General features: G+C 38.6%; 9 protein-coding genes, 1 tRNA gene and 1 rRNA gene. 5 read left to right on the plus strand and 6 right to left on the minus strand.

From position 1 onward, the window contains the following. The 4 genes from B7C60_RS03115 to B7C60_RS03130 all read right to left on the minus strand — a co-directional run. Positions 1–65 (minus strand): 16S ribosomal RNA (locus B7C60_RS03115); the annotation flags it as partial. 512 nt (positions 66–577) lie between these two features. Continuing rightward, positions 578–1,840: a cyclic di-GMP phosphodiesterase gene (locus tag B7C60_RS03120; protein WP_099610397.1), complete on the minus strand. Its 1,263-nt coding sequence runs from the start codon at positions 1,838–1,840 to the stop codon at positions 578–580. An 80-nt stretch (positions 1,841–1,920) separates the two neighbouring features. Then, entirely contained in the window at positions 1,921–4,383 is a 2,463-nt protein-coding gene (locus B7C60_RS03125) for an EAL domain-containing protein (RefSeq protein WP_099610398.1), read from the minus strand. Positions 4,384–4,600: 217 nt separating this feature from the next. After that, a complete protein-coding gene (locus B7C60_RS03130) occupies positions 4,601–6,505 on the minus strand; it encodes an ATP phosphoribosyltransferase regulatory subunit (protein ID WP_099610399.1) in 1,905 nt (634 codons plus the stop codon). A gap of 336 nt (positions 6,506–6,841) precedes the next feature. Here B7C60_RS03130 and hdcC point away from each other — a divergent pair, with 336 nt between their 5' ends. From hdcC to hisS, 4 genes are all read left to right on the plus strand, one after another. After that, complete coding sequence (hdcC, locus tag B7C60_RS03135; RefSeq protein WP_099610400.1) at positions 6,842–8,185, plus strand: histidine-histamine antiporter; 1,344 nt, start codon at positions 6,842–6,844, stop codon at positions 8,183–8,185. A gap of 48 nt (positions 8,186–8,233) precedes the next feature. Further along, a complete protein-coding gene (locus B7C60_RS03140; RefSeq protein ID WP_099610401.1) occupies positions 8,234–9,370 on the plus strand; it encodes a histidine decarboxylase in 1,137 nt (378 codons plus the stop codon). Between the two features lie 149 nt (positions 9,371–9,519). Next, positions 9,520–10,839: an amino acid permease gene (locus B7C60_RS03145; RefSeq protein ID WP_202598361.1), complete on the plus strand. Its 1,320-nt coding sequence runs from the start codon at positions 9,520–9,522 to the stop codon at positions 10,837–10,839. A 103-nt stretch (positions 10,840–10,942) separates the two neighbouring features. Next, entirely contained in the window at positions 10,943–12,199 is a 1,257-nt protein-coding gene (gene hisS / locus B7C60_RS03150) for a histidine--tRNA ligase (RefSeq protein WP_099610402.1), read from the plus strand. A 621-nt stretch (positions 12,200–12,820) separates the two neighbouring features. Here the strand turns inward: hisS and B7C60_RS03155 are convergent. Continuing rightward, positions 12,821–12,905 (minus strand) — tRNA-Leu (locus tag B7C60_RS03155). 188 nt (positions 12,906–13,093) lie between these two features. On the opposite strand from B7C60_RS03155, the gene B7C60_RS03160 reads away from it, so the two are divergent. Beyond that, complete coding sequence (locus tag B7C60_RS03160) at positions 13,094–13,567, plus strand: RDD family protein (RefSeq protein ID WP_099610403.1); 474 nt, start codon at positions 13,094–13,096, stop codon at positions 13,565–13,567. Positions 13,568–13,637: 70 nt separating this feature from the next. Here B7C60_RS03160 and lptG read toward each other — a convergent pair. Further along, a partial coding sequence (lptG, locus tag B7C60_RS03165; RefSeq protein WP_245868469.1) for an LPS export ABC transporter permease LptG occupies positions 13,638–14,463 on the minus strand: 826 nt, incomplete at its 5' end.

Consider the following 14,463-nt stretch of genomic DNA (forward strand, 5'->3'; position numbering starts at 1 on the left):
TCGACTTGCATGTGTTAGGCCTGCCGCCAGCGTTCAATCTGAGCCATGATCAAACTCTTCAATTAAAGTTTTGTTGGTCTTGCGACCGGCTCAATGAATACTGATAAGTTTCTAGGATCTAGAAGCTAGTTCCTAGAAAACTTGAATTGACTGTGCTCGATACCATTCTCTAAAAGAGATAAGTATCAAATTGGTCACTCAGTTCATTGATAAATCTTTTTGATTATCATCAACGAGTGCCCACACAGATTGATTGGTTTAAATTGTTAAAGAGCGTTGCTTGGAAGGCTCATTGAGCTTCAAAGCGGAGGTGAATTCTAACGAGTTAATTTGAAGAGTCAAACACTTTTTCAAATTTTCTTTTTTAGAAGCTTTCCCTCCACTAACACTGTCTGAAGCCTTGCGGCGTCTGCCGTGTCAGTGAGGCGGCATTATAGGGAGTTGAACTTTTTTGGCAAGTCGAATTTGCATTTTTTCTCAAAAAAAAACTCGTTAGACCAAATTATCAGCATCTTTTATTTTACCCATAGGTTTTCAGTATTCAGCTAACAGATTACTCACAAAACACTGTGGATAACTAATCATCGCTATCAAAGAAATAGCTAATTCTTGCTCTAGGATTAAGATAGTCTCGAACTTTATCCGGCAATTTAGTCGGTAAAATAGCGCTGACGATTTTTATCTCTTTATCTGCTAAGTCAATGATTGGTGCTTGTGTTCTGGGCACAGCTGGATCGTAGATCAGTACATTAGGAGAAAGTAAGTGTTCAGCATTAACAGAAATAACTAATCCAACAGTATTGTTAGAAAGTTGCACGACCGTGCCAGGAGGGAAAACCCCCATAAATTTCACTAAAATACTCAAGTTCTGATGGTTATAAAGATGCTTGCAATTCTTGTACAAATGAGAGAGTGCTATGTAAGGTATTTTTTGTTCTTCCGCTATCGCGGGATGACATAAATTATCAAAAGCATTGGCAACAGAGACAACTTGAGTAATCTCATCAATCTCTTGCTCTTTCAATCCAAGAGGATACCCAGAACCATCATTAAGTTCGTGGTGCTGCTCAATCACTATTTTAGCACTCTCAGGAAACCCATCGATATCACTGACAAGATCAATGCCATAGCGAGTGTGCAATTTTAGATAATTATTTTCCGGCTCAGTCAATGGCGTTACTTTACGTACAATTGCACTCGGCACTCGCATTTTACCAATGTCGTGAAATAAGGAGGCGAAAGCAACCTCTTTAATTTGCTGTTCCGTGAATCCTCTTGCTTTCGCAATCATCATCGCCAGAACGGATACATTTAAAGAATGAAAATAAACATCCTCAAACTCACTTTTGCTATTAATCAGATGTAAGGTAACACTTTCATTACTGAGTAATTTTTCAACAACGTCATCGATAAGCTGTAAAGCTTCTTCAACCGCATCCGCAGGGCGACTACGAATTTTATTCATTACCGCCCTCATACGAGCTAACGATCGTTCGAATTCTTTTTCACAATGCATCACCCGCCGCCGATAGCGGTTAAGTTTTTCTATCCGATGTTGTTTTTCTTGCCAAAGCTGATTAACTTCGTCTTCTAATTGCTGAGAGTCAGCCGTTTCTTCTGTGTCTTGGTTTTCTATTTGGCGAACAGGTAGCGGCGCGGTATCACTTTGTGCTGGGTTGAGAAAAACATGTTGGATGCCAAGATGTTTGATCAATTGAATTTGATCGGTCGATTTGATCTTAAAACTATTAAACAAAAAGGGATGCTCATTCCATTTCAGCGGTAATCGAATATGCAATCCTGGTTGCAACCTATCTACGGTTATCTTAATGTTTGCCACAGTTAGCTCAATATTTCACTCGTCATGCTATTATTTTAGAAGAACTCCTTTTCGAGATCTCCTTCCATTACCATTACCATTCATTGCTCTGATGAAGCACCAAACTGAGTTTGCGATATTAACGCTGTTTGTCGCTGTGCAAGGTAGCTAATGATAATTTGTTGGGTCAAAATCCCCTTAAACTTGTTACCATCAACCAACACCCAAGGAAAAGTTAATTTCTGCTCACAAATTAGCTCGGTCACTAGCCGAACATCAGTGTATGCATCTAACTTAGTAAAAGAAAGCATCATGATCTGATTGACGGGTCGGTGCCATCGTTCAGCTTCTCTCATCGTTTCTAATTCTGTCCCCATTGTTGGGGTTAAATACAGGTTCAACGTTTGACGATCGATAATTCCTACACATTCATGCTGGTTAATCACCGGCAAAACGTCTATATCAGATACTTGAAAATATTGAAAAGCCAATGAAAGCGGATCACCAGGATCAAGACGCGGTGCATAAGCATGATGAAGCCCTACTAAATGAGCCGGTTGCTTGCTTTCATGATGGTTCTTCAACAATGGTTTTATTTTTTGAGCAATTTGACGATTAACGATTTTTAAATGAGCAGCCGAGGATGGCGCTGAAAAGAGCAAGCCTTGCATAAAATCAACGCCTGTATCAGTCAATAAAGAAGCTTCTTCTAATGACTCAACGCCATCAGCTATCACTTTTACGCCTAAAGAATGACAAAGCTCAACTAGCATTTTGATCACTTTATAACGGTTGATCTTGCTTTTTATCGCATCCAAGCAATGTCGACTAATTTTTAGATAATCAAACTCAGATAAAGGTAAATGCTCTAATAAAGAGTAATCCAACCCCATGTCATCAATCGTGACTTGCACACCCTTGGCCCGTAGGACTTTCAATTCAGCTGATTGAACAATCCCAGTGACATGAGCATTGGCTTGAATCAGATCAATAATAAGATGCTCTGCCCCGAACGACTTCTGTTGAATCAATGTAATTAAATAACCAAGTAACTCAGAGAAGCCTTGTTTAGTATCCGCTGACACATTAACCGCTAAGCGAACCGGGTAATCATGTAATGCTTGTAATTTAGAAAGTTGTTCCAGCGCTGAATGTAGAATGTGTAGATCGAGCTCAGACACTAATCCGAGATCTTCCGCGATAGCTATCAACTCACGATTATCGGCTTGTAATGAAGTGGGGAGAGAAAAACGACAGCAGGCTTCGTAACCAATCACTTGCCAGGTTTGTGTTTCAATAATTGGCTGATAAAACACAGATAAAGACTGGTTTTTAATCGCGTCATGCACAAACTCTTCTAACAATCGCCGCCTTTGAATCTGTCGATGAAGCTGTGAATCAAAAAAACGGATTTTCTGCAAACCAGATTCGGATTCTTGTTCTAAAATCGCTTGAACAGAATGAGTAACCGCTATTTTTGTACTGCGTGCGTCTAAACCTAGGATAGAGACGCCCACTTTTCCTGACGTACAAAGTTTATGCAGGTGACGATCCATCTGACGCAACTCATGAAAAAAAGCTCGAATACTGGCGTGAACATACCGATATGACTCTCCAGAAGATGGTAAAGGGCAAGTCACACAAACCAAGTATAAGCCTTCTTTTATTTGCCCAAATAAACGACTCTCCTTCAAACGCATCATCACATCATGTAATACAATCTGCTGCTTTGCAGACAGCGATTGCTCGATACTTAACGTCATCACGATATAAAGTTGCTCAACCAGCCGCTGCTGATATAGCCGTTCAAACTGTTCAAGAAACCATTGTTTATTAGCAATAGAACTATTTATTCTTTGCTCATATTCCTCTAACTGGGGTGAATAAAAACTAAGGTAGATCGCCTGCCCCTCAACCGGCATCAATGATACACAGCACTGATAATGATGCTGCTGACCACTTGCGCAAATAATGGTTACTTTTTGTGGCGTATTATCGACATAATCATTTAAAGGTAAGGCTTCATCTGTAAACAAAAACTCACTATGAAGCCCCTGTAAATCAGTAGAATGAAAGCCTGTAAGCTGCTCAAAAGTATGATTACAACCCAAAATTTTATTATTCTGATCAGAAATAAGTATTCCCCATGGTGCACAACTTAACAAATGCTCTAGCCAGATCGCCTGTTGAGCGGTTTTAGCTAATTGAACAATAGGTCGGATTTCACCTTGTAAAACATAGTTAGAGAATTGTTCCACAGAAAAGAGCGCGTAACAAAAACGTCTGGAATTTACTAGCAAAATATTAATCGAACGCTTATCGCCACTGCGAAGCGACTCCTGAAGCAACTTTTCAACCTTTTGCTGACTCGTCACATTCATTAATGCAAGCCAATCATCTAACGTTTGAGCGCAAAATGAAGCAGTATGCTTATCCGAAAATGACTCAGTGACGCAAGTAACTCGTTGACTCTTAATATCTAGAGTCCACCGAACAGGCACAAATACGCTTGACGCTGTCAATTCTAACTCTCGAGTACCTAGGGGCTGATAACTATCTTGCATTTAATCACCTTCGGCGATAGAGCACTCTATCAATCAATGAAAAATTTCACCTAAACCTAGATTATCAAAGAGAAGAGCAAGCAGAGATCCTTTTTCAAAGGAGGAAAACAAAAGAGAGAGTTTGGTCACGTATTGTGTCCAAGACAAAACAGCAGCACTCATTTGATCTACAGCGCTGCTGTCACTATTATGATATTAATGATGAAATAGCTGATAATTACATCATTATTTGTTCAAAAGATGATTGGCTATAACGTACTAAATGATTAACTAACTTCGATAACGTCAAGGTGGATTGTACATTTTGAGTTCCGTCATACAGAGTTAACACCTCTTCACTTTCTGTATCGACAATAATGGTAAATCTACAACCATATTTAATAGCATCTTTCTTTGCTCTAGCCGTTGAAAAACACGAGCCTTCATATATTACTTTAAAATCTGGGAAAACCATCCTCAAATGACGGCAGCAACTTAGGGCCGAGTAAGTTGATATTTTATTTTTAGGTATAACCAATATATTAACTGATTCAAAAGACCAAGATTTAACGTTAACCGTTTTTAATAATTTTAAAATAGGTTCTAACATAAGAGCAAAACCACAAGCGGGTATTAAATTAGAATTATTCTGGGATAGGAATCTATAGCATCCACCTCGGCATATGACTTGTTCTGAATTTAATCTTTCCGAACTCCATTCAAAAACGGTTTGTTCATATTCCCTACTGGGAAATAATCCTTGCTGTATTGAAAAAGGGACGTTAAAACGTTCTAATAAATTGGTTATATTTTTAAACCTAAGTATAGATTCTTCAGAAAGATATTGATGTAATCTAGGGGCGCCACTAACTAATCCTTCAAGAAATGGAGGATAAGAATATAATATTCTCTCTGGCGTTTTCGTTAACCACTTCTTAGATCGTTCATCCAAAATAACATTGAAAGGCTCAAAATATTCCTGCAACTTTCTTCGATATAAACAAAACTCAGCACTACTACCTAAGTAGTTGATTTTTAATTCAACAAATGGTAACACGCCTAATGAAGAGAAAAAGTCTTTCTGAAGCATTATTTGCTCCAACAATATATCAATATTGCTAAACCCGAACGATTCCACTCCTATTTGATGGCTCTGTTTTATAGCATATGCATTATCTTTTGATATTTTAAATATTGGCCCTTGATACCATAATCGGCTATAAGATTGAAGTTCTTTATACTTAGCTATTGTTTTAATACAACTTGATGTCCCATCATTTCTTAATGAAACATTTTTATCTAAACATTTTATATTTTTGCTAGTAAGTGAGCATTGATAATCAGATATAGCTGGCGTGTCAGATTCTAAAATAGGAAATCTTATTTCTTGATATCCATAAGAACTAAGACTAGCTCTTGCTTTTCTTTCTAACCAAACCCAATCATTAATAACATTATAATATTTTTTCCTCGGCCGACCACAACATCTAGGCCTAACATTTCTATTAATCTTTTCTTCAACTTTATTACAATAAGCCAAAGTCCCTAATATACAGTTTTGATTTAGGCACTTTTCTATTTTTTCAATTGTAATACTATTGATTGGACTTTGAAAAAAACGGTTATATTCATGAAGTCTACTTTCTAATGTATTACCTAACATTGTGTATTCATGATGTTCGGATATTATTTCTTGAAATTCTTTACTTACATGATGTAAGTAACTAGACCAAGGATATTGATAATGTGGAATGTTAAGTTTACTTTGCACAAGCTTTTCAACATACTTCTGACAGATTAAAAAGTAACTACTAGGCTCAATTAAGCAACTATTATAACGCCCCTCCCATAAAGAACCTGTTCTTTGGTATTTTTTATTGTAATAAAAAACATACCGACGACCAATATGTTGAACCAGTTTTCCAATGCTTTCTTTGGTACTTGGTGTTAACAACAAAAACAATTCATTATCAAGCAAGCAATAAGCATGCAACCTTATGACATGACGTTTGATGGCCTGTTCAAGACAACCAAGGAAAGTTCTGTAATCGTCCTCATCACGGAAAATAAGTTCTTTATTATGGCCCTTAAGTTTTATTAATTGTGGAAGACTTTCAATAAACAAACGTTCTTTTCTGGGCATAGCCTAACCTTTACATTCAAAACAATAAGTAAATTTATTGGCATATCAACAAACCAAACATATATAAATCACAAATACATATCAACATAATAAATCTTAAATTTTTATATCAAAAATTCATGATTTAACTATTCTTCATCAAAAAAAAGGGGACGGAGTCAATATGTATAGGATTGTATTTTTTTTAACCACAAAAAGTAAAGTAAAAAATATATATCTGGAAAAACTTGATTAAGATCTAATTTTCATTACTTCACCCTTTTAGAATCAGCGACGAATACTTTTGACGTCATACCTATGACAATTCAATGTAATTAACTCAACAGGAATAAAAATATGGAGACTGTAAGTGCAAGCTCTGCCCATAAGATGGGTGTTGTCGCTCTTACATTGGTAACCGCATCAAATATGATGGGTTCCGGTGTGTTTATGCTACCGACGAATTTGGCGGGTGTCGGTTATATTTCTCTTTGGGGTTGGTTGTTTACAATTATTGGAGTCATTGCTATTGCTCTCGTATTTGCAAAAACAAGCTTATTAACTCCTCGTAATGGAGGAATCGTTGCTTATGCTTCTGATGCCTTCGGTCCATTTATTGGTTTTCAAACAACAGTATGCTATTGGATTAGTGCTTGGGTTGGTAACGTTGCCCTGTTAGTGGCAGGGGTTGGTTATCTAAGTTATTTCTTTCCTGAATTAACAAATCCGAGTTTTGGTTGCATTGCCGCGATTGCTATTTTATGGGGGTTTGTTTTATTAGCTAGCTTCGGAGCTAGAGTTGCAGGTCGCGCTCAATCTTTTACCGCTTCTTGTATGTTATTGGTCGTATTAGGTGTTGGGGTTATTGGCTGGTTCTGGTTTGATCCTCATATGTTTACCCAAGTTTATAATGGTACAGGAAAAAGTGACAGTTCCGCTATTATGGCTGCCGCATCTATCGCACTTTGGGGCTTTCTGGGGGTTGAATCCGCAGTAGTATCAAGTGGTCAGGTAAAAGATCCTGAGCGTACAGTTCCTAAAGCAACGGTTTATGGTTTGCTGATTGCCTCTGTTTGCTATGTAGGTAGCTGCTCAGTCATCATGGGATTAGTACCTCATGAAGAGCTGATTCACTCTGCCGCGCCATTTGCAGACGCAGCACGCTACATGTTCGGTGAAACTGCAGGTAATATCGCTTCAGCATTAAGTATTATTGCTTGCTTTGGTTCTATTTCTGGTTGGTTAATTCTACAATCAGAGGGGCCTCGTGCCGGTGCCGCTCAAGGTCTATTCCCTCAATTCTTCGCCGATGTAAATAAAAACGACGTTCCGATGAAAAGCCTGATTTTCACCGGTGTACTCATGAGCATCGTGTTAATGATGACCGCATCACCTAACTTAGCCAAGCAATTTGAAATTATTATTTTAATGTCTGTCTTTGCCTCTTTGCTTCCTTATATGTATGCCCTTATTTCTCTGCCAATTATTATGGTATCAAAGAAACTAAACAGAGGCCGTACCTTTATGTTCTATAGCGTGATGGTTGTGCTTGGTATGGTGTATAGCATATTTGCCCTATTAGGCTCAGGCAGTGATTCTATTTTCTGGGGCATTGTGATGATGATGATAACAATTCCAATGTTTAGTTTTGTTGCTGCAGGTAAAAGTAATAAGGGAGAAAAGGTTCTTTATTTGAAATAAGCAACCTTATTCATTTATTAAAAAATCAATAAATTTAGAGAATATATTATGACTTTATCTATACAAGATCAAAATCGCTTAGACGAGTTCTGGGCATACTGTGTTAAAAATCAATATTTTAATATTGGCTACCCAGAATCAGCCGACTTTGATTACACGAGCTTAGAACGTTTTATGCGTTTTTCAATTAATAATTGTGGTGACTGGTCAGAGTATTGTAACTACCTTTTGAACTCTTTTGATTTTGAAAAAGAAGTAATGGAGTATTTTGCAGATCTATTCAAAATTCCTTTTGAAAAAAGCTGGGGGTATGTTACAAATGGCGGTACAGAAGGAAACATGTTCGGTTGCTATCTAGCTCGTGAAATTTTTCCAGATAGCACTTTGTATTACTCAAAAGATACCCATTATTCTGTTGCTAAAATTGTCAAACTCCTAAGAATTAAATCTCAGGTGGTTGAATCATTGCCTAATGGTGAAATTGACTACGACGATCTGATGAGTAAAATTCAGGCTGATAATGAAAAACACCCTATTATTTTTGCCAATATTGGTACAACAGTCCGTGGCGCGGTAGATAATATTGAGTTAATTCAGCAACGTTTAAAAGATATGGGCCTAGCACGCGAAGAATATTATATTCATGCTGATGCAGCACTCAGCGGTATGATTCTTCCATTCGTTGATCATCCTCAAGCATTTAACTTTGCTGATGGTATTGACTCTATCGGTGTTTCTGGACACAAAATGATTGGCTCACCAATTCCATGCGGTATTGTAGTGGCGAAAAAAGAAAATGTTGATCGTATTTCAGTTGAAATTGATTACATTTCAGCACACGATAAAACAATTACAGGCTCACGTAACGGCCATACTCCACTAATGATGTGGGAAGCCATTCGTTCTCATTCGTTTGTTGAATGGAAACGTCGCATCGATAGAAGTTTATCTATGGCACAATATGCTGTTGATCGCTTACAAGCTGCAGGCATTGATGCTTGGCGCAATCCAAACTCAATTACCGTTGTATTCCCTTGCCCTTCAGAAGCGGTATGGAAAAAACACTGCCTAGCCACTTCCGGTGGTGTGGCTCATCTCATCACAACCGCACATCACATTGAAACAAGCAAAATTGATGCACTCATCGATGATGTAATTGCTGACGCTCAAGATAAAGCAGCATAAAAAAAGGCAGTGAAAAACACTGCCAGTGAACTCATTGTTGCCAGTTTGGTTTGGGGCCGACTGGCAACAATTCTGAATCATTCATGGTTTTGCTTCAGAATGCAACTTATTTTCAAACCGAGTTATTAAATGTGAAAAGATAAAATGATATGGACAAAACAAAATCAACCACCTGCCGTATGGGAGTGAGTGCATTAACACTCATGACAGCTTCAAACATGATGGGCAGCGGAGTGTTCATGCTGCCTAGTTCACTGGCCGGGATCGGTTCAATCTCAGTCTGGGGATGGGCGCTAACCTTTTTTGGAGTACTCGCACTCGCACTCACGTTTTCAAAAATTAGTATGCTTTCCCCTTGTAAAGGCGGAATTGTTGCTAACATTAACCATACTTTCGGCCCTTATATAGGCTTTCAATCATCTCTCTTTTATTGGATTGCAACTTGGATAGGAAATTGCGCACTACTGATTGCTGGTGTTGGTTACTTATCGGTTTTCTTTCCTCTTCTTCATACTCCCCTTTACGCTACCATTACCGCTATTAGTATACTTTGGGCTTTTGTACTGCTTGGTTTACAAGGTGCAAAAGTCGTTGGATATGCACAAATTTTTACTGGACTATGTATGCTCGCTGTCGTATTGAGCATCGGAATTTTTGGTTGGGGAGGTTTTTCTCCACAACGCTATACTATGATATATAACGTATCCGGACAAAATGATATCCATGCCATCATGGCGGCAGCCTCTATCTCGTTGTGGGGATTTTTAGGCGTTGAATCGGCCTCTGTATCAAGCGATCAAGTGAGTAATCCAACGCGCAATGTCCCATTAGCAACCATTTTAGGCCTAAGCTTGGCAGCCTTATGCTATGTCAGTTCAAGTAATGTCATCATGGGTATAATGCCTCATGCTGAACTTATTGTATCAAGTTCGCCATTTGCAGATACCGCTCGTATTTTATGGGGAAATCAAGTTGCTTTACTGATATCGGCACTCGCTATTATTGCCTGCTTCGGAGCTATGCCTGGTTGGCAAATTTTACAAACCGAAGTTCCGAAAGCCGCTTCTGATGCTGGATTATTTCCACGTTTTTTTGCCGAAACAAATCGAAATAATGTACCTTATAAAGGTTTGCTGTGCACCGCGCTACTCATGACAGCAATGCTACTGCTCACTATCTCCCCCAATCTTGAAAAACAATTCCATTGTATTATTTTACTTGCTGTTGCAGCTGGGTTAATTCCTTATGCATTTGCAGTGATCTCTCTACCCATTATGCTAAGCCGACGCCCAACCCAAAATAGACTTATCCAATTCAAAGATTTTTTATTAAGCTTCATCGGTTTAACATTCGTGATCTTTGCATTAATTGGGACTGGGTTTAAGTTTTTTATATTATTAATAGCTATACAAATATTATGTCTTATTTTTTATCGTTTAAGCTTATTACAAAAAAAACAAAATGCTTAAAGATAACAGAAAGCCATACCTTGATTTTTAGAAATAGCGTAATAAATACGCTATGAAATAAATATCCACCTTGTATACCTTATTTATGGAGAATGAAGAAAAAATGAACAATATTCAATCAATACGTGGAATGAAAGATATTCTTCCTGATGAAACACCGATATGGCAGTGGCTTGAAAATATTATTAGGAAAGCAACCCATCGCTATGGCTATCAAGAGATACGTCTGCCGATACTAGAGCCTGTCGCTCTATTCCAACGCGCAGTAGGAGAAGCTACCGACATTGTATCGAAGGAAATGTATAACTTTTATGATAAAAGTGGTGAACACATTACTTTGCGTCCAGAAGGTACTAGTGGTTGCGTTCGCGCAGTAATAGAGCAAAACATGTGCTATCAAACAACTCAACGTCTATGGTATCAAGGCCCAATGTTCCGTTATGAACGTCCACAAAAAGGCCGCTTACGTCAATTTACTCAGTTGGGTGTTGAAACGTTTGGTATGCCTGATGCAGATATAGATGCTGAATTAATCTTCATGGCTTATGATATTTTCAAACAGCTCGGTATTACAAAACATATAAGACTCGAAATTAACTCTCTTGGCACATTAGATGAAAGAAAAAAACACCGAGAACAATTAATAAAATACTTTTCAGACAACTTAGATCAACTTGATAATGATAGTCTAAATCGTCTTGAAAAAAATCCACTGAGAATTCTTGATAGTAAAAATCCAGATATGCAAGAATTATTAAACAATGCTCCAAGATTATTAGACCATCTCGGTGAAGAGTCACAAAGACATTTCAAAAACTTATGTTACTTATTAGATAAATCAGGCATTGAATATATAATCAACCCACGTCTGGTACGTGGATTAGATTATTATACACGCACCGTGTTTGAATGGATAACGGATGAACTAGGCTCACAAGGAACTATCTGTGGCGGTGGACGATATGATGGACTAGTCGAATTATTTGGCAATAAAAGCATTCCGGCATCTGGATTTGCCATTGGAATTGAGCGTTTATTACTACTTCTTGAAACTTTAAATCTCAATAAAAACATCAATAACAGTCCAGATATTGTAATTACTTATGAAGAATCTTCAAAAAATATTGATGCGTTATTATTAGCCAATGAAATCAGAAAGGGAAATCAGCAGATTAAAATCTTAAATGACTTTAGCGGGGTGAAACTTAAACGTCAACATGCTAGAGCGTTAAAAATGGGGTGTAAATTAATTATCACGCTAAACAAAGAAGATATTCGTATTTGGAATATTAAAACAAACCAAACAACAACAACATCCGTTGAAACAATCAATCAAGATATAAAGCATCACTTTCTTTAAACAACACCTTCCCACCACTTAGAGAAATCGGTAGGTGGTTGCTATACCCAAACAACTTGGAGTTGCAGGTCGGCGGCAAGTGAGTGACAAATTTGTTTGGAATAAATTTGAACAGCCGTAGTCTGGCCTTTGGTGAGAGCCACGGATGGTTCTCATAATCCCCAAGAGCATAGACAGACTATGTGATTGAGATGAAAGAACGTAGCCAATTTTAGTTGACCACTAAAAATACCCCCGCAGATTCAAGTTGGAAGGGTATAAATGAATATCGATCAGGATACATAGTCTCGGTAATTAAATGAGCAAACCGAACCAACCGCTATAGCTTCAAGTCGTAAAGCGAGTTTTATTTTTTATGCTAGCTACAACGCAGTCTCGCTAAAATCAAAGTTTGACCTTTAAACAAGGCCGAACTGTAATCGATACCGAAGCAACATAAATAAACCTAAACTAAGATAAATAAACCCTAGATGAACCATGAAAGCGTTTTTAAGGCGGATAAAGTGAGTCTATTTTGGGAAGAAAAGAGGCGATAGCAGAAAAGGAAAACTGCGGTAAGCGTTTGATTATCCTAGAAACAACAAAGCCCCGACTGTCGTCGAGGCTTTGTTGTATAAATAATGGTACCGATGGGCGGACTTGAACCGCCACTCCCGAAGGAAACGGATTTTGAATCCGTCGTGTCTACCAATTTCACCACATCGGCATCTAGGCTACTGCCTTTTGATGGTTGGCATTATACGTAAGAAAGTGAGCGGTGCAATAAAAAATATCAAAAAACCAATTGTTTGCTGATAATTTAGCCATAAGACGAAATGCTGTGCTCTGACTCTCTTTTCAGCAAGAGAAACTCCCGATATGCTGGCGACTATGAATGATTAACTCTGGTCTACCATGAATACTTCCAACTTACCTCCAGCAGGGCTTTTTCGACGTCTTGGCGCTCTTTTATATGATTCGTTGATTATAATGGCGATTTTAATGATCGCTGGAGGTGTCGTTATTGCGGCCTTAGAAGCGCTCGTTGCGCTCAACGTCATGAGCTACTCACCTTATCAAGATGCTGGTGAACTACTTAGCCACGATCCGATTTGGAGCCCGCTCTATACACTTTACCTTGCTACCACTTGGATCTATTTTTTTGTTTTCTTTTGGACAAGAGCTGGACAAACACTTGGTATGAGGGCGTGGAAAATTATGCTACGCAATGCTGACGGTTCATTAATCAGCTCAACCCAAGCGCTGATTCGCCTAGCCACTTCAGTTTTTGGATTAGGTAACCTAACCGTTCTTATTGACCCACAAAAGCGCAGCTTTCAAGATATGTGGGCGAAGACAGAAGTCGTGAGATTAGATACCACTCGTTAAGCCATCAGCGATAAAAGCCCAGTGAACTATTCAGCTTCCCCTGGGCTTTTATTGGCTAGGATTCACACCCTTATAATTTTCGACGTAATAGCATCACGGCAATGGTTAAAAAAACTAGGCTTGGTGCAATAGCCCCGAACACAGGAGGAATACCATACACTAAACTTAAAGGGCCAAAAAACTCACTAGAGATATAAAAGGTAAAGCCCGCCACAACGCCAGAGAGAATCCTTGCTCCCATCGTCACACTACGTAGCGGGCCAAAGATAAAGGACAATGCCATCAGCATCATCACCGCAATAGAAAAAGGCTGAGTGATCTTGCGCCATAATGCCAGTTCATAACGTGAAGCATCCTGCTCTGAGGCTTTTAAGTAATGCACATAATCGTACAAGCCACTGAGCGCTAACTCTTCTGGCTTCACGGTAACAACCGCCAACTTATCAGGAGCTAAAGAGGTTTTCCATAAATATTCATCCAGTGTTTGCTTCGTTATCATGATGTCGTTTTGAAAATCGGTTAATTCTACCTTCTTCATCAGCCACTGATTGTCTCCGAGATAATCCACTTGCTCAGCAAACACAACATGACGTAATTTTTTATGCTCATCGAAACGCCACATGTTTAGCCCATACAAGTGTTCGTTATCAATTTTGGCAACGAAGATGAAGTCATTGACATCGCGAGCCCATACCCCAGTTCTCACCGACAAAATATTGCCGCCAGAGGTCGCGAAAGCTCGCAAATCACGCGCCATTTTCTGAGCTTGAGGTGCCCCCCACTCGCCTAATAGCGTGACAATAATCATCAACGGGACTGCGGTTTTCAGTACCGATAAACCGATATCTAACTTCGAAAAGCCAGACGCTTGCATCACCACCAGTTCAGAACTTGCC

Origin of the sequence: Vibrio fujianensis, assembly GCF_002749895.1 — a bacterium.
In the GTDB taxonomy this organism is placed as follows: domain Bacteria; phylum Pseudomonadota; class Gammaproteobacteria; order Enterobacterales; family Vibrionaceae; genus Vibrio; species Vibrio fujianensis.